This window comes from Caballeronia sp. 11_S32, from assembly GCF_056930355.1.
The window spans coordinates 261,231-283,498 of record NZ_JBXOWH010000006.1; the positions used below are offsets into that span (position 1 = coordinate 261,231).

General features: G+C 59.2%; 19 protein-coding genes and 3 pseudogenes. 19 read left to right on the forward strand and 3 right to left on the reverse strand.

Annotated elements, in window-relative coordinates; translation table 11 throughout:
* Positions 1 to 374: 374 nt before the first annotated feature.
* The 10 genes from AC1Z32_RS39970 (at position 375) to AC1Z32_RS40015 (ending at position 11,456) form a co-directional block, all read left to right on the forward strand.
* Complete coding sequence (locus tag AC1Z32_RS39970) at positions 375 to 626, forward strand: hypothetical protein (RefSeq protein ID WP_483484379.1); 252 nt, start codon at positions 375 to 377, stop codon at positions 624 to 626.
* 246 nt (positions 627 to 872) lie between these two features.
* Complete coding sequence (locus AC1Z32_RS39975) at positions 873 to 1,574, forward strand: hypothetical protein (protein ID WP_483484380.1); 702 nt, start codon at positions 873 to 875, stop codon at positions 1,572 to 1,574.
* A complete protein-coding gene (locus tag AC1Z32_RS39980; RefSeq protein WP_483484381.1) occupies positions 1,567 to 3,531 on the forward strand; it encodes a phage integrase family protein in 1,965 nt (654 codons plus the stop codon). The genes AC1Z32_RS39975 and AC1Z32_RS39980 overlap by 8 nt, the downstream gene beginning before the upstream one ends.
* Before the next feature lie 108 nt (positions 3,532 to 3,639).
* Entirely contained in the window at positions 3,640 to 4,389 is a 750-nt protein-coding gene (locus AC1Z32_RS39985) for a cyclodeaminase/cyclohydrolase family protein (protein ID WP_483484382.1), read from the forward strand.
* A 235-nt stretch (positions 4,390 to 4,624) separates the two neighbouring features.
* Positions 4,625 to 5,917 (forward strand): ATP-dependent nuclease, encoded by a 1,293-nt coding sequence (locus AC1Z32_RS39990; protein ID WP_483484383.1) that lies wholly within the window; start codon positions 4,625 to 4,627, stop codon positions 5,915 to 5,917.
* Positions 5,904 to 6,782 (forward strand): ATP-dependent endonuclease, encoded by an 879-nt coding sequence (locus AC1Z32_RS39995; RefSeq protein WP_483484384.1) that lies wholly within the window; start codon positions 5,904 to 5,906, stop codon positions 6,780 to 6,782. The genes AC1Z32_RS39990 and AC1Z32_RS39995 overlap by 14 nt, the downstream gene beginning before the upstream one ends.
* Positions 6,782 to 8,572 (forward strand): UvrD-helicase domain-containing protein, encoded by a 1,791-nt coding sequence (locus tag AC1Z32_RS40000; RefSeq protein ID WP_483484385.1) that lies wholly within the window; start codon positions 6,782 to 6,784, stop codon positions 8,570 to 8,572. Before AC1Z32_RS39995 ends, AC1Z32_RS40000 begins: the two co-directional genes overlap by 1 nt.
* A gap of 254 nt (positions 8,573 to 8,826) precedes the next feature.
* Positions 8,827 to 9,423 (forward strand): hypothetical protein, encoded by a 597-nt coding sequence (locus AC1Z32_RS40005; protein WP_483484386.1) that lies wholly within the window; start codon positions 8,827 to 8,829, stop codon positions 9,421 to 9,423.
* Entirely contained in the window at positions 9,420 to 10,556 is a 1,137-nt protein-coding gene (locus AC1Z32_RS40010; protein ID WP_483484387.1) for a helix-turn-helix domain-containing protein, read from the forward strand. Before AC1Z32_RS40005 ends, AC1Z32_RS40010 begins: the two co-directional genes overlap by 4 nt.
* Before the next feature lie 168 nt (positions 10,557 to 10,724).
* Positions 10,725 to 11,456, forward strand: coding sequence for a DUF4145 domain-containing protein (locus tag AC1Z32_RS40015; protein ID WP_483484388.1), 732 nt, complete (start codon positions 10,725 to 10,727; stop codon positions 11,454 to 11,456).
* A 195-nt stretch (positions 11,457 to 11,651) separates the two neighbouring features.
* Here AC1Z32_RS40015 and AC1Z32_RS40020 read toward each other — a convergent pair whose 3' ends face one another.
* The 3 genes and pseudogenes from AC1Z32_RS40020 to AC1Z32_RS40030 form a co-directional block, all read right to left on the reverse strand.
* Positions 11,652 to 11,957 (reverse strand): type II toxin-antitoxin system RelE/ParE family toxin, encoded by a 306-nt coding sequence (locus AC1Z32_RS40020; RefSeq protein WP_483484389.1) that lies wholly within the window; start codon positions 11,955 to 11,957, stop codon positions 11,652 to 11,654.
* Complete coding sequence (locus AC1Z32_RS40025) at positions 11,954 to 12,421, reverse strand: antitoxin PaaA2 family protein (protein ID WP_483484390.1); 468 nt, start codon at positions 12,419 to 12,421, stop codon at positions 11,954 to 11,956. The genes AC1Z32_RS40020 and AC1Z32_RS40025 overlap by 4 nt, the downstream gene beginning before the upstream one ends.
* A 212-nt stretch (positions 12,422 to 12,633) precedes the next feature.
* Positions 12,634 to 12,787: pseudogene (locus AC1Z32_RS40030) on the reverse strand (integrase); the annotation flags it as partial.
* A 753-nt stretch (positions 12,788 to 13,540) separates the two neighbouring features.
* Between AC1Z32_RS40030 and sucC the strand changes: the two are divergent.
* From sucC to AC1Z32_RS40075, 9 genes and pseudogenes are all read left to right on the forward strand, one after another.
* Positions 13,541 to 14,707 carry an ADP-forming succinate--CoA ligase subunit beta gene (sucC, locus tag AC1Z32_RS40035; protein ID WP_483484391.1) on the forward strand — a complete coding sequence of 389 codons (1,167 nt, stop codon included), beginning with the start codon at positions 13,541 to 13,543 and terminating at the stop codon, positions 14,705 to 14,707.
* A 94-nt stretch (positions 14,708 to 14,801) separates the two neighbouring features.
* Positions 14,802 to 15,683, forward strand: coding sequence for a succinate--CoA ligase subunit alpha (gene sucD, locus AC1Z32_RS40040; RefSeq protein ID WP_483484392.1), 882 nt, complete (start codon positions 14,802 to 14,804; stop codon positions 15,681 to 15,683).
* A 337-nt stretch (positions 15,684 to 16,020) separates the two neighbouring features.
* On the forward strand, positions 16,021 to 16,803 hold the full coding sequence (locus tag AC1Z32_RS40045) for a GntR family transcriptional regulator (RefSeq protein WP_483484393.1): 783 nt from the start codon (positions 16,021 to 16,023) through the stop codon (positions 16,801 to 16,803).
* Between the two features lie 247 nt (positions 16,804 to 17,050).
* Positions 17,051 to 17,209: pseudogene (locus AC1Z32_RS40050) on the forward strand (acetyl-CoA C-acetyltransferase); the annotation flags it as partial.
* Positions 17,210 to 17,228: 19 nt separating this feature from the next.
* Positions 17,229 to 17,336 (forward strand): annotated as a pseudogene (locus tag AC1Z32_RS40055) (beta-ketoacyl-ACP reductase); the annotation flags it as partial.
* A 170-nt stretch (positions 17,337 to 17,506) separates the two neighbouring features.
* Positions 17,507 to 18,721 carry a CaiB/BaiF CoA transferase family protein gene (locus tag AC1Z32_RS40060; protein WP_483484394.1) on the forward strand — a complete coding sequence of 405 codons (1,215 nt, stop codon included), beginning with the start codon at positions 17,507 to 17,509 and terminating at the stop codon, positions 18,719 to 18,721.
* Between the two features lie 143 nt (positions 18,722 to 18,864).
* Positions 18,865 to 19,647: an enoyl-CoA hydratase/isomerase family protein gene (locus AC1Z32_RS40065; RefSeq protein ID WP_483484395.1), complete on the forward strand. Its 783-nt coding sequence runs from the start codon at positions 18,865 to 18,867 to the stop codon at positions 19,645 to 19,647.
* 4 nt (positions 19,648 to 19,651) lie between these two features.
* Positions 19,652 to 20,899, forward strand: coding sequence for a CoA transferase (locus tag AC1Z32_RS40070; protein WP_483484396.1), 1,248 nt, complete (start codon positions 19,652 to 19,654; stop codon positions 20,897 to 20,899).
* Between the two features lie 34 nt (positions 20,900 to 20,933).
* Positions 20,934 to 22,253, forward strand: coding sequence for an MFS transporter (locus AC1Z32_RS40075; RefSeq protein ID WP_483484397.1), 1,320 nt, complete (start codon positions 20,934 to 20,936; stop codon positions 22,251 to 22,253).
* Positions 22,254 to 22,268 lie beyond the last annotated feature (15 nt).

The window sequence follows — 22,268 nt, forward strand, 5'->3', positions numbered from 1 at the left end:
GCGCTCCGTCACCTCGGGGTTTGTCCGGCGAAACGTCGTCTTCCACGTTCTCGGCGGAGTGAGCCGCGGAAGTCGGCCAACCTGGGTCTCGCATTCAGCTGGCAAAGAGCCGTCCGGCCCAGCCATCACGTTGCATTCGGGAACCGCTGCTCAGGTGTGGTGGTCATGTGAGCCCTCCTGTAAAGAGAAGACCTCCTTATGAGCGCGCGCCTATACTGGGCGCTCGGTGCAGAGCACGTCGCCCGTCGTGTTTGACGCGGATGACCTCGTTTTTGAGCGGAGCGGCGCCTTGCCCAACTCGCGGCAGGGCGCGTTGATGTACCCGACATCAGAACGAGCGACTCCGTGTACGCGCTCACTTGCAAATGGAATCCATGGCAAACCTCGAACGGAAGGATAAAGAGGCCACCGCCGTCGCCCGCGTCGCCGACGCCGCTCGAGAAGTACAGGCCGCATCGATGGCCCTTGAGGAGCGCTTCAAAGAGTCAACCCACGCAGCGGCGCCGACGCTACAACTGGCGCGTCTCACCGCGGCAATGAACGAACTGCAAGCGGCTCGCGATGCCCTCGACTCTCTGCTCGGCGAAAGAAGCGCTGTAGAAGAACCTCGTAAGCGCGACGCGTAAGGCGCACGCCGTCAGGCGGCGCTGCCTTACACCTCCTTCTGCAGTCGTTGAGCACCGGCCTACTGTGGGAATGAGTCGTCCGAGACAGCGGTCAACGGTGCTGCTTTTAAGTATTCATTCGTCGCGGTGACAATCTAAACACGGACGCCCTAGTTTTAATTGGCAATCCTGATAATGTCTATTATCGGGATAGCGTTTCAGGGGTAGAATTGGCCAAATTCAATTTACGCGAGAGGGCAGGCGCCCGTGGCACAAGGCAGTCAGGGGGATGACGGGAAGTTCGACGAGCGTGGCGAGCGCGACCGGCGCGACGCCCGGGGTCCCGCTCGTCCTCACCATCACGATCACGACGACTCCCATCGTTGGCCGGCCGAGGCGCCGAGCGTCGAGGTCGCGCGCGTGGTCCTGAAAGTCGACGGGTCGATCACCCTGAAGCGGGCCGAGGCCGCCGCGTGGCTCACCGCGCATCACCACGCCACGCCGGCCTTGCCGCCGCGTTTGCCAATAAGGCCGACGCGCATGGAGCTCGCGGTGGTGATCGCGCTCGCCGAGACCTACGGCGCCGCTCTATATCAAGACGCGCGCTTCGTGCCGGTGCTCGACTTCATCGCCGATGACGGCGCGGTCGCCCTGGTGCAGCGGGTGATGTATGGCGCGCGCGCCGAATCGGACAACCGCGCCGATTTCGACGTCACCGCCCGCACCGCGGAAAACACGCGTCTGGCGGAGGTGCTGCGCGAGGCGCGCGTGGCCTTCGAGTTTCTGTGCGCGACCTGGCCCGAGGTGTTCCTCGCCGAAACGCACGCGCTGCTCGCCGGACTCGGCGTGCAGGTGCGGCCCACGGATCCGGAGCCGACGCCGCCCGCTTCGAACGGTCGAGACGAAGACGACCAACACGGTCGCGATGACGACGAACGCGACGAAGACGAGGAGGGCAGTCATGGCTGAGCGCGGATCCGCTTCAAGCAAGGCCGCCCCATTGTACGCGGGCGAAACGGTCGACATCCCGCGCGGCTTCACGACCAAGGATTTCACGGCGCTGCGCGCCTACGTCCAGCGAATTCAACCGGCGATCATCGCGCGCACCTATTACGACCCGGACGAGGATCCACATGCCGCGACGCCCGGCGCGATGGAGCGGTACCTGACCGGCATGCTCGACACGCTGGTGCAGCTCGCGCTCGCGCATGGCTCGACCGCACTGGCCGAACACCTGCGCGCGTCGATTCGGCAGCATGGGCAGCCGAAGCTGACGGCCGTGACGTTCCGCATGGTCACCGAGGCGGCGCAACTAGCCGCGGCCGTGCCCCACCCGGACCATCCGATCGGTGCGTGGCTGCGTCCGCGCCTCGCGCGTCGGTTGAAAGGGGAGGGGATCGCCACGCTCGGCGAGCTCGTCGCATTCTGCAACCGGCGAGGGCCGAGCTGGTGGCGCTCGATTCCGCGGATTGGTCGTGGACGCGCGCGCGCGATCGTCAGCTGGCTCCGGAAGCGGCAGGCGACGCTTCAGCTCACCGTCGATATCGACGTCGACTCGGATGAGAAAGACGGCGTGCCGCTGGTGGCCGACGAACTCGTCGAAGTCCTCCCCGAGTATTACGCGGATCGAGGGGCACGCGGAACATTGCCGCGCCTGAGGCTCGCGCCGCTGGAACGGTTGTCGGTGCCACAGGCACTGTCCGGCGCCGCCGGCGAAAACCGGTCTACTGCCTTCTGCTACATCCAGGCGACCCACGATCTCGATGCGGTGCGCGCGTATCTGAACCGCTTTCGCGACCAGCCGAAAACTCTCCGCGCCTACACCAAGGAACTCGAGCGGTTTTTACTGTGGGCGGTGGTGTTGCGCGGCAAGGCGTTGAGCGATCTGCGCGTGGACGACTGCGAGGCCTACAAGGATTTCCTGAAAAGCCCGGATCCGCGGTTTGTGGGTGAACGCTTCCCGCGGCACTCGCCGCGCTGGCGACCCTTCGCCTTGTCCAACTCCACTGTGGCCGCCGACGGTCAGGCATCACTGTCTGCGACGCTTTCACCTGAATCGCAGCGTTATACCGTTCGGGCACTGCGTACGGCGTTCGCCTGGTGGGTCGACGTGCGTTATTTGGCCGGCAACCCGTGGAAAGCCGTCAACGATCCGGTCGTCGTCAAGCGCGCGAGCGCGATGAAAGTCGAGCGCGCGTTGCCGGCCGAGTTGTGGCGCAAGCTGCGTGACGAGCTCGATGTCCGTTCGGCACCCGGCGACGCACGGCAGTGGCGGGCTGTGCGCGCCGCGATCTTGTTGATGGGGGACTCGGGGCTCCGTCGCGAAGAAGCCGCGAACGCCTGCCGTGAAAATCTGCGACCGTCGCTCTACGGGACCCTCGATCGCCCTGTTTGGGAATTGACGGTTGTCGGGAAGAGACAATGGGAACGGACCGTTCCGGTCAGCGCGGCGACGCTCGACGCCCTTCGCGCGCATTGGGCAGATCGACGGCAAGCCTTCGATGCGGCCGAGGCCAGTGAAACGCCCAGCGGACCGCTCGTCGCGCCTGTCGTCATTCCGTGGACCGACGCGTCGCGCCGACGGCATCGCGCGGGTGCGAACATCGATACGGCGCGGAGGAACGAGGCCGGGTACACCGCCGATGGATTGAATCGGTTGATCGGGCGGATGCTGACCGAACTGGTTGAAACAGCGGATGCGTTCGATCTGGATGACCGAATGCGACTCGGTCGGGCGAACGCGCACGCCTTTCGGCACACTTTCGGTACTCGTTCAGTTGCGGACGACGTTCCGGTAGATGTCGTGCAGAAGGTCTTGGGCCATGCCTCGCTGCAGACGACGACGATCTATGTCCAGGCTGAGAAACAGCGAGTGCTTGAAGAAGTCGCGAGCTACTACGCGCGACGGGTAGGCGAGGCGAACTAACGGCCTGTATTCATGTGCGAGGGCAGGACAGGCCATGAGACACGGTCCTGCCTGCGGTGCACCCAATAACGAAGAGAGACTGACCCAGTATGGGTAACGAGGAACGCAATGATGGATGATTTGTTGCCGCCTGACACAGCATTGCTCGCCCAACCGGCGAACCAACTGCTCGATGCCTTTGGCGCGGGGCAGGCCTCTCCGGGTTCCGGGAGTGCTGCAGCCATGTATGGGCTTCTCGCGGTCAAGCTCATTCGGACGGTGTGTTTGAAAAGCCTAGAAAAGATAACCGATCGTGAAATCGTCGCCAGCCTTGGTCACATCCTGAAGCAGTTGGAAGCCACTGAGCCCGCCTTGGTTAGCCTCTTCGAAAAGGACGCGCGTGAGTTCCACGACATTGTCCAACTTCGAATGGAGCGCGATGCCGCGAAGAACCCGGACGAGCGCAGTGTCCTTGCGCGTCGTGCGAATGAATTACTGGAGACCGCGACCGACAATACCTTTGAGATCATTGACCTTTGCTTGCCGCTGGTCAATCACGGTGTAACCGTGTTTGAACACGGATGGAAAGCGGTGCGGGGTGACTCCGGCGCGGCAATTAGCGGGGCGATTGCCGCCGTGACCTCCGGGCTATTCATCGTGAATCTCAACATCAAGGGACTCAAAGGTAGAAACTACGCGATCAACAACATTGATCGATGCGCGAAGCAGTCGGCAGACTTACAGCTTAAACACTCCGCCGCGCTCGGATGTCTCGCTTCGCTTAATTTTGAGGCCGTGACGTCGGTTGATGAACAAGCATCGGAGTCAGCCCAACTGCCGCTCTTCCGCACGGAAGGCGGACCCTCTTCCGGCGGCTAGCCGTTCTATATCGAAAGGCAGTCCAACCGATGCTGGCGATCGATTCCTAGACGGACCGGACGCAGGCAAAAGTAATTACCATCGCGTAGTCGGTATGACGCTATGCGGTTGCGTAAGAGACGACGTGGACGCCGTGCGATGTTTCGACGATCAAGACGCGCAGTCGACCACGACGCTTTGGCAGCGACGCAAATACGGATAACGCCGGCCGTTTGATGGCCGCATCACAAACAAAATGCATATCTCAAAACTGACGCTGGTCAACTATCGAAACTTCGCGAGCACAACGCTGAAATTTAAGAAAGGCGTGAACACGATCATCGGCGAGAACGGATCGGGCAAATCTAACCTCTTTCGCGCCATTCGCCTCTTGCTGGACGACAACATGGTTCGGGCGGCCTATCGGCTCGACGAATCCGATTTCCATCGCGGACTCGATCAGTGGCAAGGCCACTGGATCATCATTAGTGTCGAGTTCAGCGATATCGGTGCGGACGAAGCGGTGCAAGCGCTGTTTCTCCACGGTACGGGTGTCGTTCCAGCGGCAGCAGGAGAACCTGCAGAGCCGATCGGTCGTGCAACCTACAACCTAATCTTCAGGCCGAAAAAGGACGTTCGTCTGAAGCTGTCGGCAGTCGGTGCCTTTGATCATGAATCGCTGCGGCTCGTTCGGGATGGCATTTCGCTCGCTGATTACGAAACCGTGTTCACCGGCAGGAGCGATGCGAACTTTGCTGATCCCGCCATCTATAAGAGGATCGTTGGAGACTTCCAGCAAGCGCTCATGCCTGTTGAGGTCGACGATCCCGCGATTGGCGCTCGAATCCCTCAAGTGCTGTCTCTAACCAAAGAGGTGTCGTTCACCTTCATCCAGGCGTTACGCGATGTCGTGGCAGAATTTCACAACAATCGCACGAACCCGTTGCTCACGTTGCTGAAGAACAAGAGTGGAGAGATCGCACCAGCAACCATGGAACCGATTGTCGAAAAAGTCAAAGAGCTTAACGAGTCGATTGAGGCGCTCGAGGACGTTCAGACGGTGCGATCGGATATTCGAAACACCATGAAGGACGCGGCAGGCGAGACGTATTCTCCCGCGGCAATGTCGATCAAGTCGGACCTCCCCGACGAGGCGGAGAAACTATTTCAATCCCTTCGTCTGTTCGTTGGTGAATCCGAAGGCGCCTACGAGGGCCCGATACACGAGCTGAGTCTCGGTGGCGCAAACCTCATCTATCTGACACTCAAGCTGCTTGAGTTTCAGTATCAGTCTGCCCGCGAACCGGTCGCGAACTTCCTCTTGATCGAGGAACCGGAGGCGCACATTCACACCCATATCCAAAAGACGCTTTTCGATCGCATCTCCTACGCCGATACGCAGATCATCTATTCGACACATTCCACGCACATCTCCGAGGTCAGCAAGATCGGCAGCGTCAACATCCTGGGAAAGAATGGCGGGACGTGTGAGGCGTTTCAACCTGCGACAGGTCTGTCACCGACAGAGGTTATCCATGTCCAACGGTAACCTGGATGCTGTTCGTAGCAATCTTCTGTTTGCGAAGAGTGTCGTCCTGGTGGAGGGCGATGCCGAAGAGATCCTGATTCCGGTGATGTTCAAGAAAGTGTTAGGCCTCAGTCTAGATGAGCTTGGCATCAGCTTAATCAATGTTAGAAGCACCGGGTTCAAAAATGTCGCCATGCTCTTTCACAATGAGCGGATTCGGAAGCGTTGCAGCGTCGTGACGGATCTGGACAGGCTCTTTATCGATGCCGCTGTGAATCCCGGCGACGCCGATGAAGTGAAAAGCTACAAGAGGAAATGCCAGGGTTCCCATGACGCGGGGGCGAGGCGCAAGGTCGAGCTCGACGGCTTTGTTGAGGGGAACGATTGGCTATCTGCACACTACGCCACTCATACATTCGAGGTGGATTTCGTGCTCGCCGGGAACGTGGAGCCGGCATGCGCGGTGATTTCCAGCGTGTACGTGGATCCGCCGACAAGAACGTTGGCCGAGCAAGAGCTGCGATCAGGTGACAAAGCGCTCTATGGGAAACGCATGCTCACGATGGCCGCGAAAGATGGCAAGGGTTGGTTCGCGATCATGCTCGCTGATACGCTCAGCCATACGACAGTCATCCCGCGGTACATTCGAGAAGCTGTGCTTTTCGCGCAGCCTCGTCTGTCGACGGAGCTTTGTTTCAACATCTTCAGCTATCGACTCGATATGTTTGCTCGAACCCATGCCGGCGCCGATGCGCAAGTGGAAGCAGGAAAAGCGGTTCTTCAACGCTATCGCGTCGGGGAGCTCGATCTTCCTACCGTAAGCGGCGAGATGAGGACTGCGATGCCGGGTGACGCTATTCACGATTTCTTTCCGGTGCACGCCTGATGTTTGCCTGGACCGAGCGTGAACTCAACGATGAACAGAGTGCGGCTGTTGTCCAGCCGGGCAGTGTTTTCCTGGTTGCGTGCCCGGGAAGCGGAAAGACGCGAACGCTCACGTACAAGATTGCGCGCGAATTGTCGCTGTTGATATCCTCACGGCAATATGTCGTTGCGATTACCTATACGAATCGCGCCGCAGATGAAATCGTTGCGCGCATCGAGGCTCTAGGCGTCGACACACAGCAATTGTGGATAGGAACCATCCACGCGTTCTGCCTTGAATGGATTCTGAAGCCTTATTCAATCTATCATCCTCGCCTAGCAAATGGCTTCACCGTCATCGATCCATACGACAGGGAGCGACTACTGGAGCGTCTTTGCGCTGTGCACGATCGTCCTCGAATCAGCCACTATGACTGTGAATACTTCGTCACGCCCGCTGGAATCCGGCTGTGCTGTCGGGAGGCCGCGAAGCGTGATGGTATTCAGGCAGTGCATCGACAGTACTTCCAGGCACTTCGCGACAATCGGCAGATTGACTTCGAGATGATACTGGGGATCGCCGATCGACTGATGCGCGCGCATCCGGCTATTGCTCGAACGCTATCCCACGTGTTCTCGATGATCCTGGTTGACGAATACCAGGACACCAAGCAAGTTCAGTACGAGATCATCGGCGCGATCTTGAGGGCAGGAAGCGGGCGATGTCGCTTATTCATGGTCGGTGATCCTAACCAGGCAATTTACGGTTCTTTAGGCGGCCATGCCATTGCGATCGAAGAGCTCCGTGCCCTGACAGGGATTCCCATTGCGCAGAGTGAACTTTCAAGAAACTACCGGTCTTCAAGGCGGATCATCGAGTACTTCGAGCATTTCAATCTACATGGCACGCAGATTGAAGCGTTCGGCCGCGATCGGGATTTCGAGAGTCGAATTACGTACAACGCTGAAGTGACTCGGACCGACCTTGTCGTTGAGATTGCTCGATTGATCAGACATGCTGCTCATGATCTTGCGGTGCCCCCGAGTGAAATCTGTGTTCTCGCGCCGCAGTGGGTGCATCTCGCCGCGCTTACGCGGAGACTTGTCACGGAAGTTCCGGAAATCGCATTTGATGGGCCGGGAATGGCCCCCTTCTCAAGAAATATCGAGAATTTCTGGTACCCATTGACGTGCCTCGCGCTGACTGAACCGACCCCTTCAATGTATGTGCGTCGCGTGCGATGGGCAAAGGAATTCCTCTCTGCACTGGACGATGCGGGAGCCGGTCTCAATCAGGTTGATCATAAGGCCGTGCTGAAGCACTGCAATTCGATACGATTGTTGCAGCGAGACGGACTTGATTACCTGCGTGCGTTCTTTGAATTGTTATTCGAGCGGATTGGTGTAGATTTTCACGTCTATTCGCAACTATCGAACGATCATGACGCGTTTTTTTCGAGTTCTCATGCGCAGGTCGAAAAACTTGAAAGGGCAGGCGTCCGCGACAGCCGGGATCTCGCTTTCTTCAAGCGGGTATTTGCGCAAAGATCGGGTATCACTGTTTCGACAATCCATGGGGTGAAAGGTGGAGAGTTTGATGTTGTGATCGCATGTGGACTTCTGGAAGGCATGGTGCCGCATTTCAGTGATCCTGAAGGCGAAAGCGGTGCCCGAAAATTGTTGTACGTCACGGCGTCGCGCGCAAGGCTGCATCTCCATCTGATCTCTGAAGTAGGCAGACGGCGCGGGAATTTTGGCGATTATCGGCCGACCCACGTCTTGGAGCGCTATAGGTTCAACTACGATGGCTAGAAGGTAGCAGCTGATGAACTTCAGTCAATATTCCATATTCGTTGTCTGCCGCGTGGTCGCCGAACAAATTATTTATAACGGCGCTCTGCGTTCGTCTCATCATTCAGCATTGAAGGACCGCGGGTCCATCCAGCGCAGTCTCCCAATCGGCCCGTCCGCACTGCTGACGGAACTCGCAAGACCTTAGTTGACGAAGTCGCCATTTTCCGACAAAATTCCGGTTGACGATTTTGTCATAAAACGAAAATACGCCAATGTCGATGATCCTGCCGTGGAAGTCCAACTCAAACCTCTCTGAGGAGCGGCTGAACCTGCTTGCGAGCCACCTAAAGGAGATCTTCTACGGGGTCGAGTCGATGTTGATAACTGAGGACGACTGCAGCTACGGTCGAGGCTCACTATTCTTCGGTCGTGCCCGTCAGCGCTTTATCCGGCTAGGAATGTCCGATGAGCTGCCTTGGCTGAAGCTCGTGAATTCTGCTATGGACTTCACACTTGAGATAGGTGGCATTCCTTTCCGAGTCTTCCGTGATGAGCACGATAAGCCTGCTAAGAAAGGCTTCTGGCGCCGTAACGACACGGATCGCTTGTTTGCTTCGAATGACATGGAGCCCGTGATTTTCCGGTTCATCGTCGAGCGGCCGGTGAGCGATACCGATGAATTGGAAATCTACTTCATTGGATTCAACGCCCAGCAAGAAGCAGTATGTGAATGGCGCTACGGCGATGTGCGTGTGCTCCGGTCAACCGACGAAGAACTCGCGCCCGAGGTTCATCAAGATGCTGCTCGTGTGGAATTGCCGGCGGGCGAAGCGGACGATGCGGGCGTATCCGACACTGGTACGAAATGACAGCCGGATTTGACGCGGCCAATCTGCGCCTCGTTCGATGTGCCCAAAGTTTATCGCTTGCCGACGTCGGCGTCGCCGTTGGCAAGTCGAAGCAATTTATTCAGCGCATTGAGTCGGGCATGGCCAATCCGACGGATGAACTCGTGGATGCGCTCGCCTTCGCCCTGCGGGTTCATCGTAAGTTTTTCTATCCAGGTGCACCGCAGGCTCTGAACGAGGAGGCGTTTCACTTTCGCGGACTGCTCGGAGCAAAGGCAACGGATAAGGCGACGGTCATCGCCAAAGGGGAGATCTTTCGACGTTTCGTCGCCGTGATCGATGCAAAGTTGAAGCTGCCCAAGCTCGACTTTCCCGAATATCCGATTGATTCGCCTGAGGCGGCTGAGCGTGCTGCGGAGCGTTGTCGCAGCCATTGGGGATTGGGACTAGGTCCGATCGGCAATATGGTGCGGGTGCTGGAGAATGCCGGGGCGGTTGTCACCACGTTTGAGAATACCGCGCGCGAAATCGATGCTCTCTCCATCGCCTCTTCGCGCCCTATCGTCGTCAGCAGCCGGAGTGACACTTCTGCATGCCGTGTCCGATTCGGGCACGCGCATGAACTCGGGCATTTCGTTGGGCATGTCGGGAAAAAAACGGGCGATAAGGCTACCGAGGCAGACGCCAACAGATTCGCTGGTGCCTTCCTCATGCCCCGAAGTTCTTTCGTCAAGGAATTTCCAGCTCTGCGCGGTGGCACGCAAATTAATTGGATCGCGCTATCCGAGCTGAAGTATCGCTGGCGCGTGAGCAAGGCGGCGATGCTCTACCGTGCGCGGCAACTTGGCATTCTCAGCGAGCAACACTACAAGCGAGCGTTGATCGGTCACCTTTATGCAAAAGGTGAGCGGCACACCGAGGTGGAGGACGCATCGATCATGCATGAAAGGCCGGAGTTGCTGACGAATGCGCTGGACGTTCTTCGTGAAAAGCTTGGCTGTAAGGTCAGCGAGATAGCTGCAATCGCGCAGATCACACCCGAGCTTCTAATGGAGATTGCGCCCCTGACCGCACAGGCTCACGCTAGCGCTAACGCGGAATGTGTCGTCTCGCTCGCGCAGTTCCGCTCCGCGCGGGCGAATGTCGCGTCCTAGAACAGAAAGATACCCTAATCGATTTCGCTGCCGAATGTGAGTCCATAGCCTGCGAAAAGGGGCGCAAATTCCTTTGTGTCGCTGAAAACGAAGCCCTTTCTGCGACGGGCGTTTTTCGGCCTATTGACCGTTCCTAAATCCCGCTTAGCTACCAATCGACGCTCCGCTATGTCCTTTCCTGATACGATCAACATTTCCCAGCCGAACGGGGCCTTCCACTTTCTTCCGTGTTCAATCTGCTCCAGCAAAACTCGGCATACCGTACTGACGCAAGTTGCATCGTTGTACTCCGATGACGACGGCGAACACCGTGTGTCCGTTTGGACGCGCCACCAAACTGTTCAATGCGGCGGATGCGGCATCATCAGCTTTCGTAAGGGCGAAAGTTGCTCGGAGGATGTGGATCATGATCGCGCGGGTAACCCATTTCATCCTGAAGTCGAGATGATCTATCCGGAGCGTTCTGCAGCGCGCACCATGCTGCGCGAAAGCGATGAATTGCCCGAGGATGTGATGCAAATCTACGAGGAGGCCCACAAAGCGTTCGGTGCTGGGCTCAACATCCTCGCTGCTCTCGGTATTCGAGCTGTAGTTGAAGCCGTCTGCGCAGAAAAAGAGCTGAGCGGCAAGTTGATTCAACAGATCGACGCACTAAGAGATCATGGCCACGTTACGCAGGATGGCGCCGACATCCTCCATCGCATTCGTCGAATGGGCAACAGTGCCGCACATGAAAGGACGGCTCATACGGAGGCACAATTGATTGCGGGATTCGAGGTGCTCGAGCATATGTTAAAGGGGCTTTATGTTATCCCTGGTCACGCCGCTGCCCTTCCCGCCCATTCCTCTACGCTGTCGATCGTCAAACCCGCGTCGTCGGCGGGTTCAAGCGGCACCTAAGCAAGTGCGGTTGTTAGAGGCTCAAAACTGGAGTGTCCAATACAACGGCGGTGCACCAAACCGGGAATGCGCCGATCGTTGAGCATTTGAGAAGCAGTCCGTATGAGACGCGAAGGCGGCCCCGGCGACACCAGGAGCGGCCTACGGATCGTTTTGATGTCGGAGATGATCTTGTTTGCCGCTTGGCCGATGGCCTCAACGCGGTTTATCATTTTTTACGCGTTTTCGATAATTCTGCCGCGCGCCGACGATACGCACGATTTCGATGATGCCTTTACGCTTGAGTATTCGATACACCAGGATGTAATTCGCCGCCAATACCATCTCACGCGTTCCGCGCATTCGGCCGATGCGGTAGAGTTCGGGGTGTTCGGGCAGAGAGTCGGTCTTCGCTTCGATGTTGTCGTCAAACTCGAGAGCGGCCGTAGGGTTGTCCTCGGCGATGTAGTCAAAGTGCTTGCTGCGATCCTCATGCGCTCGAGCGCGCCACTCGACGATCAAGACTCAGCCCCGCTCGCGGCGAGTCGCTTGCGCAGAGCGGCCTTCTTCTCCGCCATTTCCTGTTGGACCTGGGCATGCGGCACGTTCGGTCGCGGATCGTCCAGCGATTCCTTGACCTGCTCGCGGAACCACTTTTCGTAGGCAGCCGCGTTCGAGTGCGTCTGCTTCATCGCCTCCGCACGGTCGGGTCGGCTTGCTCGCTCGCGTTCAGCCTCGGCGGGGCGCCACCCTTCAAGCGAGAAGCGTCCGTTTTCCACACCGAGATCCCGAATCACTTCGAGTGCCTTGATCGGATTGCGGAAGGCGCGCGGCCGGCGATTGTTGGAGGTGACCAGCACAACCGTGCCGGCGGTGCGAGTTTCCAGCTCAATAAAGAACTGACCGCCGTCGGCTCGCAGGATGGCGTTGAGGACGCCACCGGCCTGGGCGGCGGCGGTGGCCTGTGACACGTCGAGGGTTTTCATCGCGAACTCAATTGATGAGATTTCCACGATTAATAGTAACACGTTCCTCGCGTGACAGTCATGGGTGGCGATATTTTGTCATAACGCCTCCGTGTCGCGCGTCGCATCACCCGTCGGCCCGGTCACGTGGACCTGCAAGGACCGGCACCGGGCCAGGCGCGCGGCGACGCTACCACTCCCTGACCCCCACATTCGTCCCGCTGCGCTAGGTAAAATGCACACCCGCCATCGAGCATCTGGCCCTGCGCACGGGCCACGCGCCACTCACGCACGCGGGCGCTTGAGCAACACCGGCGATAGCATCGCGTAGCGGTCGCGGCGGCCCTTGCCTTGCTCGATACGCAGAGTCATGCGTTCGCTGTCGACGCGTCGGTGATCTTCACTAATCCGGTGTTGAAGATTGGGGGCAGCTGGTCGGCGGCGCGCATCGCGAGTGACAGCGAATCGGCGCGCTGTAGCCGCAAACAGGATTAACGGCGAGCGTCGGCTATGGCCGAAGTGCCGCGTCGGCAGTTTGACATCCGATCTCGAGGTGAAATTCACCGTTTCACCACGGCGCTTGTAGCGAGCCGCGCGGCGGTGGAAACTTCTTTCGGGTGCTTGGATCGCGCCCGCCCTCTCATTTGCCCGCCTGCGATGGCGGGCTTTGTTTTGGTGGCCTCGATGTCTGGCTGCCCGGCATAGGTCATTAAAAGCAGACCGACTTTCCATCTTGTCGCCAAACAGCGCCGGCACGGATCAGTGTCGGGTAGTACCGCTGCATCGGGCGCCTTCCCATACGCCGCTTCCAGTTGCCGATCGACCAGAACGAACCGCTGGCACCCATCAATGTCTCGCTCACTGACGCCCACCTGGCCTAAACGCTTCCGGGGTCGTCGTTAGGCGGCGTCTGAAGGGAAGCGTGGAGCAAAGCCACGCATGGAAGTTTGCAAATCTCGACCGTCCGGAATGCCGTGTTGATCAGGGCTTCACCTTTCGGGTTTGTCCCAGTTTTTCAGACGGTGCAAACCAACCCATAATTTGATCTAAAGGTACGGACATTCGTATAGCCGTACATGCTGTGGTGTTCCGATTTTTTCATTCGCGAAACCAGGGGCACTCCTTCGCACAGGGAAACATATGAAAATTCATGAATACCAGGGTAAAGAAATCCTGCGGAAGTTCGGCGTCGCGGTCCCGCACGGCAAATCCGTGTTCTCGGTGGACGATGCGGTCAAGGCCGCGGAAGAGCTGGGCGGCCCGGTCTGGGTCGTCAAGGCGCAAATTCATGCCGGCGGCCGTGGTAAGGGCGGCGGCGTGAAGGTCGCGAAGTCGATCGAACAGGTTCGCGAGTACGCGAACCAGATCCTCGGCATGCAGCTCGTCACGCACCAGACCGGCCCGGAAGGCCAGAAGGTGAATCGCCTGCTGATCGAAGAAGGCGCGGACATCAAGAAGGAACTGTACGTCGGCCTCGTGCTCGATCGCGTTTCGCAGAAGATCGTCGTGATGGCGTCGAGCGAAGGCGGCATGGACATCGAAGAGGTCGCGGAAAAGACGCCGGAACTGCTGCACAAGTTCGCCGTCGAGCCGTCGACGGGTCTGCAGGACGCGGACGCCGATGACCTCGCACGCAAGATCGGCATTCCGGACGCATCGATCCCGCAAGCGCGCGCGATCCTGCAAGGTCTGTACAAGGCGTTCTTCGAGACCGACGCATCGCTCGCGGAAATCAACCCGCTGATCGTGACCGGCGACGGCAAGGTCATCGCGCTCGACGCCAAGTTCAACTTCGATTCGAACGCGCTCTTCCGTCATCCGGAAATCGTCGCGTATCGCGATCTGGACGAAGAAGATCCGGCTGAAGTGGAAGCCTCGAAGTTCGACCTCGCGTACATCTCGCTCGACGGCAACATCGGCTGTCTCGTGAACGGCGCGGGTCTCGCGATGGCGACGATGGACACCATCAAGCTGTTCGGCGGCGAACCGGCCAACTTCCTCGACGTCGGCGGCGGAGCCACGACCGAGAAGGTCACGGAAGCGTTCAAGCTGATGCTGAAGAATCCGAACCTGAAGGCGATTCTGGTGAACATCTTCGGCGGCATCATGCGCTGCGACGTGATCGCGGAAGGCGTGATCGCGGCGTCGAAGGCGGTGGACCTGAAGGTGCCGCTCGTCGTGCGCATGAAGGGCACGAACGAAGACCTCGGCAAGAAGATGCTGGCGGACTCGGGCCTGCCGATCATCTCGGCGGACAGCATGGAAGAAGCCGCGCAGAAGGTCGTTTCGGCTGCCCAAGGCAAGTAAGCGCGTGCGCTTGTTGCCTTAAGAGAGCGTTCCACCAGATACGAATGGCGCCGCTGTACTCATATAGCGACGCCAAACGAACAGAGGTCACTACATGTCGATTCTGATCAACAAAGACACGAAGGTCATCACGCAGGGCATCACCGGCAAGACCGGCCAGTTTCACACGCGCGCGTGCCGCGAATACGCGAACGGCCGTGAAGCGTACGTCGCGGGCGTGAACCCGAAGAAGGCCGGCGAAGATTTCGAAGGCATCCCCATCTACGCATCCGTGAAGGAAGCGAAGGCTGAAACCGGCGCGACCGTGTCGGTGATCTACGTGCCGCCCGCGGGCGCGGCCGCCGCGATCTGGGAAGCCGTCGAGGCCGATCTCGATCTCGCGATCTGCATCACGGAAGGCATTCCGGTTCGCGACATGCTCGAAATCAAGGACCGCATGCGCCGCGAAAACCGCAAGACGCTGCTGCTCGGACCGAACTGCCCCGGCACGATCACGCCGGACGAGCTGAAGATCGGCATCATGCCGGGCCACATCCACAAGAAGGGCCGCATCGGCGTCGTGTCGCGTTCGGGCACGCTGACGTACGAAGCAGTCGGCCAGTTGACGGCGCTCGGCCTCGGCCAGTCGTCGGCGGCGGGTATCGGCGGCGATCCGATCAACGGTCTCAAGCACATCGACGTGATGAAGATGTTCAACGACGATCCGGAAACGGACGCCGTCATCATGATCGGCGAGATCGGCGGCCCGGACGAAGCGAACGCCGCCTACTGGATCAAGGACAACATGAAGAAGCCGGTCGTCGGCTTCATCGCGGGCGTGACGGCGCCTCCGGGCAAGCGCATGGGCCACGCCGGCGCGCTGATCTCGGGCGGCGCGGACACGGCGGACGCGAAGCTGGAAATCATGGACGCGTGCGGCATCAAGGTCACGAAGAACCCGTCGGAAATGGCGCGTCTGCTGAAGTCGATCGTTTAAAACAGCTTCGAACGTGCCGTCAAACAACACGGTCAGCCTCGTTATTTCCACACCGCGCCAACGGATCCCGCGCGGCCCGCGGGTTGGGAGTCGCTCGGGCGTGCCGCCCATTTAAACGCCGCGGGTATCCCCGATTGAGCAGCTGGGCTACACCGAGGCCGAGTTGAGACAGTACGGCATCACCGTCTGAAAGCGCCCGCCGATGAGCTCCGATCATCAATCAAGCATTGCGTTGTCGTCACCGTGCGCCGAAAATGAGCGAATATACGTTCATATGGCGCGCACCAAGCTCATCGGCCGTCGGTCAGGCTGGTGCCGCGCCTCACAGAAGGACGCCATGGCGATCAATACAGAAACTGCGGCTCAGGAGCGGCTCACGCGCAGTGCAGGCCAACAACCCATGTACGCTGCGCTCGCAGAAATTCTTTCGCGCGAAATCCACGACGGCAAGTACGTCCCGTCGAGCATTCTGCCTTCCGAGAAGGAACTGACAGAGCGCTACGGGGTAAGCCGGCAAACTGTGCGATTCGCGCTGCGAATGTTGCGCGACCAAGGATTAATCTCGTCGCATCCGGGCATCGGAACCATTGTTCGCGGTCCGGCGCAGAAGCAGCAACAATTTAATGCCGTTAATTCCACAGAAGATCTGCTGCAGTTCGTCGGGAATACGGAAATGCACGCGTTGTCGATCCGCGAGGTGGTCGTCGATGCGACGTTGGCCGAGCAAATTGAGTGTAAGCCAGGGCTTCTGATGTCGGAGGCGACATTTTTACGGAAGACGCCAGGTTCCGATGTACCCATGAGCTATGTTCGGGTGTACGTTCATCCCCGTTATGCGGCCGCACAAGTCAAACCGCCAGTTTCGAACACCCCTGTATACCAGAACATCGAGAAGATGTTCAACGTACGGGTACGGGAGATTCGTCAGGACGTCACTGCGACCGTCCTGGACGGGGAGCTCGCCTCCGTACTGCAGGCGACGCCAGGCGAGGCAGCATTGCAGATGACACGGTTCTACTACGATGGAAACCAGTCTTTGATCCAGGTTACCGTGAGCTTTTATCCTCGAAGCCGCTACACGCAGTCGGCTCGCTTTAGAGTAGCGGACGACCAGGCTTAATCGAACGGGATATGAGATGTCGACGTCTTCAAAGATCTGCATGCACACAGCGGCTCTCATCCGCTCGTCAAACCTCGCTTAGCCGAATGAACGTTGGTACCAGCGCCGATCACGCCTGGTCCTCGTTCCTGGCTGCATGTGCTTGAGCGACGCTACATATAGTTAAATGACTCTGTGAAATCCGCAGAGTAGCGCGCTAAATTGTTCGTATTACTTATGATAACGCTGAGAAAATCATTGCGTGTCGGTGGAGCGCGCGGGCTGGCGCGTGAACTCTGGACCTGATGGAAATCAACGTGCGTTCGCGGCGCAGGCGCTGGCGGTGCACAAGCAGATGAGCTGGGATCGGTCGAATATCAGCGTGAACGGCGGCGTCATCGCGATCGTGCATCCAATCGGCGCATCGGACCGATGATGCGCCGCCGGGCATGCCCGGCGAGATCGGCTTGATGGTCGCCTGGCTGGCCTCAGAAGAATCCGGATTCTCGGCCGGCGCGGACATTTCGCTAAACGGCGATTTGCATAAGGGATGACCGCCAAACAGCCTACCAAATCGGCCCGTCGGCCAAGGCGTTTCGCCGCCGAGCTGCTCTTGCTCAAAAATCAGAAGTAAACGGTAAGGTTGGCCGCGGGTTTCCCCGACTTTCAGGGCATCGGTACGCCTGTCAGAATGTACGTACATTGGAACAACCGGACAACTTCCATGACCACTGCTGATTTCACCGTCAAACCCTCCCGCGCCCTCGAAGGCGTGCGCGTGCTCGACATCTCCAATTTCCTCGCCGCGCCGATGTGCGGCATGTTCCTCGCCGATCATGGCGCGGACGTCCTCAAGGTTGAACGTCCCCAAGTGGGTGACGAAATTCGCCGCTGGGGCGAAACGAAAGACGGCGTTGGCCTGTTTTATAAGGTGCTCAACCGTGGCAAGCGGTCGGTGACGTTGGATCTGAAGACGCAGATCGGTGTCGAGGCGGTCAAGCGTCTGGTGAAGGACGTGGACATCGTCATTGAGAACTACCGGACCGGAACGCTGGAGAAGTGGGGTCTCGGCTATGACGTGCTCAAGGAAATCAATCCGGGTCTAATCATGGTGCGTATCACCGGCTTTGGCCAAACCGGACCGTATCGCTTCCGCCCCGGCTTTGGCACGCTCGCCGAAGCCTATGCGGGTTATGCCTTTATCAGCGGCAATCCGGATCAGCCGCCGCTTCTGCCTGGCTTCGCGCTGGGCGACGCCAGCACCGGCATGATGGCGGCCTTCCTGGCGATGGTCGCGCTGAATGAAAAGCGCCGCACGGGACGCGGTCAGGTGGTCGACCTGGCGATCTATGAAACCTTGCTGACGTTGCTCGGACCGCACGTCGTCAACTACGACCAGCTTGGCATGATTCAGGAGCGCAACGGCAGTCGCTTGCCGTTCACCGCGCCCCGCAACACCTACCAGACGGAAGACGGCAAGTGGCTCGCGATTGCGGGTAGCTCTCAGGCAGCGTTCGAGCGCATTTGCGAAATGATTGACCGGACGGACCTGATTGAAGATCCACGCTTCGCCACCAACCGCGCGCGGCTCGATAACGACAAAGCGCTCGATGAGCAGATCCAGCTCTCCATCGGTCGCATGGACCTCGACACGGTCATGCACCGCTCTGAGGAACTGGGTGCGACGGCTGCACCCGTGAACGACGTGTCGATGATCTTCGAAGATGAACAGATCAAGGCACGCGAGAACATCTGCCACATACCCGACGCGGAACTTGGCGCCCCGATCGGGATGCAGAACGTGGTTGGGCGTCTGACGGAAACGCCGGGTCGTATCGAATCGGCGGGACCGGCGCTTGGCGCGCACAACCGCGAAGTCCTGATCGAGCAGCTGGGCTACACCGAGGCCGAGCTGAAACAGTACGGCATCACCGTCTGAAGGCGTCCCCCGATGAGCTCCGATCAACACCCAAACATTGCGTTGTCGCCGTGCGCGAGTGGGCTTCGCCGCGACCGCGCAATGCAAGCGACCCATATTCACTCACGTTTAACCCATTTCGACGTTAGCGTAGGAGAGGCAAGATGACGACGTCTTCAAAGATCCGAGTGCAACGCAGCGGCCGTTACGCGGTGGTGACACTCGATAACCCGCCGATGAACGTTGTCTCGGCGCCCCTCACGCGTGAACTGTACGCGGCGTTGCGCGAACTCGAACGTGACAATGAAGTGCGCGCCATCGTGCTGACCGGCGCGGGTGAGCGTGCCTTCTGCGCGGGCTCCGACATCACCGAAATCAAAGAGATGCTCACGCCGGGCGCCGTGCTCGAGAAAAAGCTCATTTTCCAGAACAAGGTCTTCGAACTGCTACGCAGTTTTCCGAAGCCGACGATCGCCGCACTCAACGGCTACACCTACGGCGGTGGTCTGGAAATCGCCGCGTGTTGCGACATGATTGTCGCGGAAGAGCAGGTGCGGCTGTGCTTGCCGGAGATCAAGCTCGGTCTCTTCCCAAGCAGCGGCGGAACGTATCGCATCGCGCGCAAGATCGGCGAGGCACGCGCCAAGCGGATGGTTCTCACGGGCGAGCCGATCGACGCGCGCACCGCGCTTGACTGGGGCCTCGTCAACGAGGTTGTGCCTAGCGGCGAGGCGTTGCAGCAAGCCGAAGCGCTTGCGGCGACGATTGCGAAGCAGCCGACTCACGCCATGCGCGCCGCGAAACGCCTCATCAATGCCTGCTTCGATGCCCCAGAAGCCGCGCTCGTCGCGCAATCGCTGATGGAAAGCGATCACATCTTCTGCTCGGACGATGCGAGAGAAGGTGTCAGTGCGTTCCTCGACAAACGCACGCCCAACTTCGGATAACGCCATGACTTACCCCTTCATCAACAAGCTGCGCGTGATCGAGAGTTCGGCGTTCATCGCGGCGCCGCTCGCGGGACTCACACTCGCTCAATACGGCGCGGACGTAATTCGCATCGACATGATCGGTGGCGGCATCGACTACGGGCGCATGCCGCGCATGCCGCATCCCGATGGTCGTGGGCGCAGCCTTTACTGGACGTCGCTCAACAAGGGCAAACGGTCAATCGCAATCGATCTGCGCAAGCCCGAGGGCCGCGAGCTCATCCAGGCGCTCGTGACCGCGCCCGGTGAAGATGCCGGCGTGCTCCTCACCAACATCGGTACGCCGTGGCTCGCGCATGAGGTGCTCGAGAAGCGTCGTCAGGATGTCATCACCTGCACGATCCAGGGCAACGGCGATGGCAGCACCGCCGTCGATTACACCGTCAATTGCGCGACTGGTTACCCTGCGGTGACGGGCGGTGGCTCGGTACAGCATCCGGTGAATCACGTGTTGCCGGCATGGGATATTGCGTGCGCCTATCAGGCCTCCTTCGCAGTGCTGGCGGCGCTGAATCATCGACGCGCGACTGGCTCGGGCAGCGAACTGAAGCTCGCGCTTTCCGATGTGGCGTTTAGCGCGCTGTCGCATCTGGGTGTAATGAGCGAAGCTGAATTGTTGCAGCAAGACCGGCCGTCCATTGGCAACCATCTCTACGGCGCGTTCGGCCGCGATTTTGCGACACAGGACGGGCAACGCGTGATGGTGGTAGCGATTTCCGCGGGCCAGTGGAAATCACTTGTCCAATGCTGCGGCATCGCTGACGCAGTATCCGCGCTGCAATCGCGCCTCGGCCTCGACTTCGCCGACGAAGCGCAGCGTTTTGAAGCGCGCGATGAGATCGCGGCCCTGATCGAACCGTGGTTTGCGCAGCGCAAGTTGCATGAAGCGAAGGCCACGCTCGAAGAAAACAAGGTCTGCTGGGGACAATATCAGACGGTGACGGAATTGCTGGCGAATGATCGCCGTGCATCGCTCGCGAACCCTGTGTTTGAACGTGTGAACACACCGGGCATCGGCGAACACCTGAGCGCGGGCGCCACCGTGCGGGCACCAGCATTGCAGCGAGAAGCGATGAAAGCTGCGCCTTACCTCGGCACGCATACGGACGAAGTACTGCACGAATTGCTCGGGCTCGACAGCGGCGCAATCGGACGTCTGCACGACGCGGGCGTTGTCGCCGGGCCCGACCGCGATCCGACGATCGGCTAAACCATTACCACGAGATAAGGCAGGAGACACGCAAATGAATGCGAACCTCGGAATGTCCGTACCAGACACACTGAAGAAGCGCTGGCTAATTATTATGCCCGCGGCCTTCATCATGTACATGATTTCGTTTTTCGACCGCGTCAACGTGGGCATGGCGCTACCGTACATCACTAAGGAAATGCATCTGACGCCCGTGCAAGGCGGGTGGATTGGCGGCGCCTTTGCATGGGGCTACATCATCACGCAGCTGCTGGCCGGCTTGCTCGCTCTGCGGTTCGGGCCGCGTAAGCTGATCGGCGTGTGTCTCGTGCTTTTTGGCGCCATCGCAATGACGACCGGCTTCGCCCGGACCTTCGAAGAGTTGCTCGCTATCCGCTTTGTGCTGGGCCTCGCTGAAGGGCCGATCTACGCGGCTACCTCGATGCTGCTTGCGCAGTGGTTCCTGAAGCCTGAGCGCGGCCGTGCATTTGGCGTGTGGAATCTGAGCGTTGCCGCCGGTGGCTTTCTGGCTGGACCGATCTCTGCGGCCGTGCTCGCGCATTACAACTGGCGCGTGATGATGATTGTCGAAGGTTTGCCTGCCATTCTCTTCTGCGCTGTCTGGTTCTTCGCGATCCCGCGCAATCTCGAAGCCGCGCGCTGGTTGTCTGCGCCTGACCGCGCAACGATTGAGCAGCATCTCGCCGAGGAACAGGCGACGCACAAGGATAAGGACGTCGATTCGTGGCTGACCATCTTCAAAGAGCCTTCGGTGTGGATGCTTTTGGTCGGCTTTGCGTGCAGCCAGATCATTCTTTACGGCTTGACGCTTTGGCTCCCGACCATTTTCAAGTCCGATGACCGCATCAGCGGGATGATGGTCGGGGTGTTGTCGGGCGCACCGTTTGTGATGTCGATGCTCGGCATCTACTACATCACGAACCGCTCCGACAAGCACGGTCAGGAACGTCGCTGGCATGCCGCTGTGCCGATGATCATCTCCGGTGCGTCCTTGTGTGTGCTCGCGGGTGTTTCAACGCATTTGCTCTATCTGCAGATTGCGCTGATTCTCGCGGTGGGTTTCATGCTCAAGATGCCCACGCCGCTCATCTCGTCGTATCTGACAGAAATTCTTCCGCTTCGGAAGGCAGTGCCTGCAGTGGGTGTCGTGATTGGAGGCGGTAGCTTCCTCGGGCAATTCCTTGGACCCCTGCTCGTGGGTTATGCGAAGTCGCTGTCGCCGAGCTTCGGACCTTCCTTCGTCGCGCTGGGGGTTGCGGGCATGTTGGGTGGGGTGCTACTGCTCGCCGCCCGTTCGGGAGCCAAGCAAAAAAAGCACTCGTCGGCCGCCGCTGAATTGGCAGGCGAGAAATGAGCGACGCGCCGACTG

Excerpts from the sequence above, each read along its gene's own strand:
- AC1Z32_RS39970 (WP_483484379.1), top strand. The coding sequence starts at position 375 with ATGGCAAACCTCGAACGGAAGGATAAAGAGGCCACCGCCGTCGCCCGC.
- AC1Z32_RS39980 (WP_483484381.1), top strand. The coding sequence starts at position 1,567 with ATGGCTGAGCGCGGATCCGCTTCAAGCAAGGCCGCCCCATTGTACGCG.
- AC1Z32_RS39985 (WP_483484382.1), top strand. The coding sequence starts at position 3,640 with ATGATGGATGATTTGTTGCCGCCTGACACAGCATTGCTCGCCCAACCG.
- AC1Z32_RS39990 (WP_483484383.1), top strand. The coding sequence starts at position 4,625 with ATGCATATCTCAAAACTGACGCTGGTCAACTATCGAAACTTCGCGAGC.
- AC1Z32_RS39995 (WP_483484384.1), top strand. The coding sequence starts at position 5,904 with ATGTCCAACGGTAACCTGGATGCTGTTCGTAGCAATCTTCTGTTTGCG.
- AC1Z32_RS40000 (WP_483484385.1), top strand. The coding sequence starts at position 6,782 with ATGTTTGCCTGGACCGAGCGTGAACTCAACGATGAACAGAGTGCGGCT.
- AC1Z32_RS40005 (WP_483484386.1), top strand. The coding sequence starts at position 8,827 with ATGTCGATGATCCTGCCGTGGAAGTCCAACTCAAACCTCTCTGAGGAG.
- AC1Z32_RS40010 (WP_483484387.1), top strand. The coding sequence starts at position 9,420 with ATGACAGCCGGATTTGACGCGGCCAATCTGCGCCTCGTTCGATGTGCC.
- AC1Z32_RS40015 (WP_483484388.1), top strand. The coding sequence starts at position 10,725 with ATGTCCTTTCCTGATACGATCAACATTTCCCAGCCGAACGGGGCCTTC.
- AC1Z32_RS40025 (WP_483484390.1), bottom strand. The coding sequence starts at position 12,421 with ATGAAAACCCTCGACGTGTCACAGGCCACCGCCGCCGCCCAGGCCGGT.
- sucC (WP_483484391.1), top strand. The coding sequence starts at position 13,541 with ATGAAAATTCATGAATACCAGGGTAAAGAAATCCTGCGGAAGTTCGGC.
- sucD (WP_483484392.1), top strand. The coding sequence starts at position 14,802 with ATGTCGATTCTGATCAACAAAGACACGAAGGTCATCACGCAGGGCATC.
- AC1Z32_RS40045 (WP_483484393.1), top strand. The coding sequence starts at position 16,021 with ATGGCGATCAATACAGAAACTGCGGCTCAGGAGCGGCTCACGCGCAGT.
- AC1Z32_RS40060 (WP_483484394.1), top strand. The coding sequence starts at position 17,507 with ATGACCACTGCTGATTTCACCGTCAAACCCTCCCGCGCCCTCGAAGGC.
- AC1Z32_RS40065 (WP_483484395.1), top strand. The coding sequence starts at position 18,865 with ATGACGACGTCTTCAAAGATCCGAGTGCAACGCAGCGGCCGTTACGCG.
- AC1Z32_RS40070 (WP_483484396.1), top strand. The coding sequence starts at position 19,652 with ATGACTTACCCCTTCATCAACAAGCTGCGCGTGATCGAGAGTTCGGCG.
- AC1Z32_RS40075 (WP_483484397.1), top strand. The coding sequence starts at position 20,934 with ATGAATGCGAACCTCGGAATGTCCGTACCAGACACACTGAAGAAGCGC.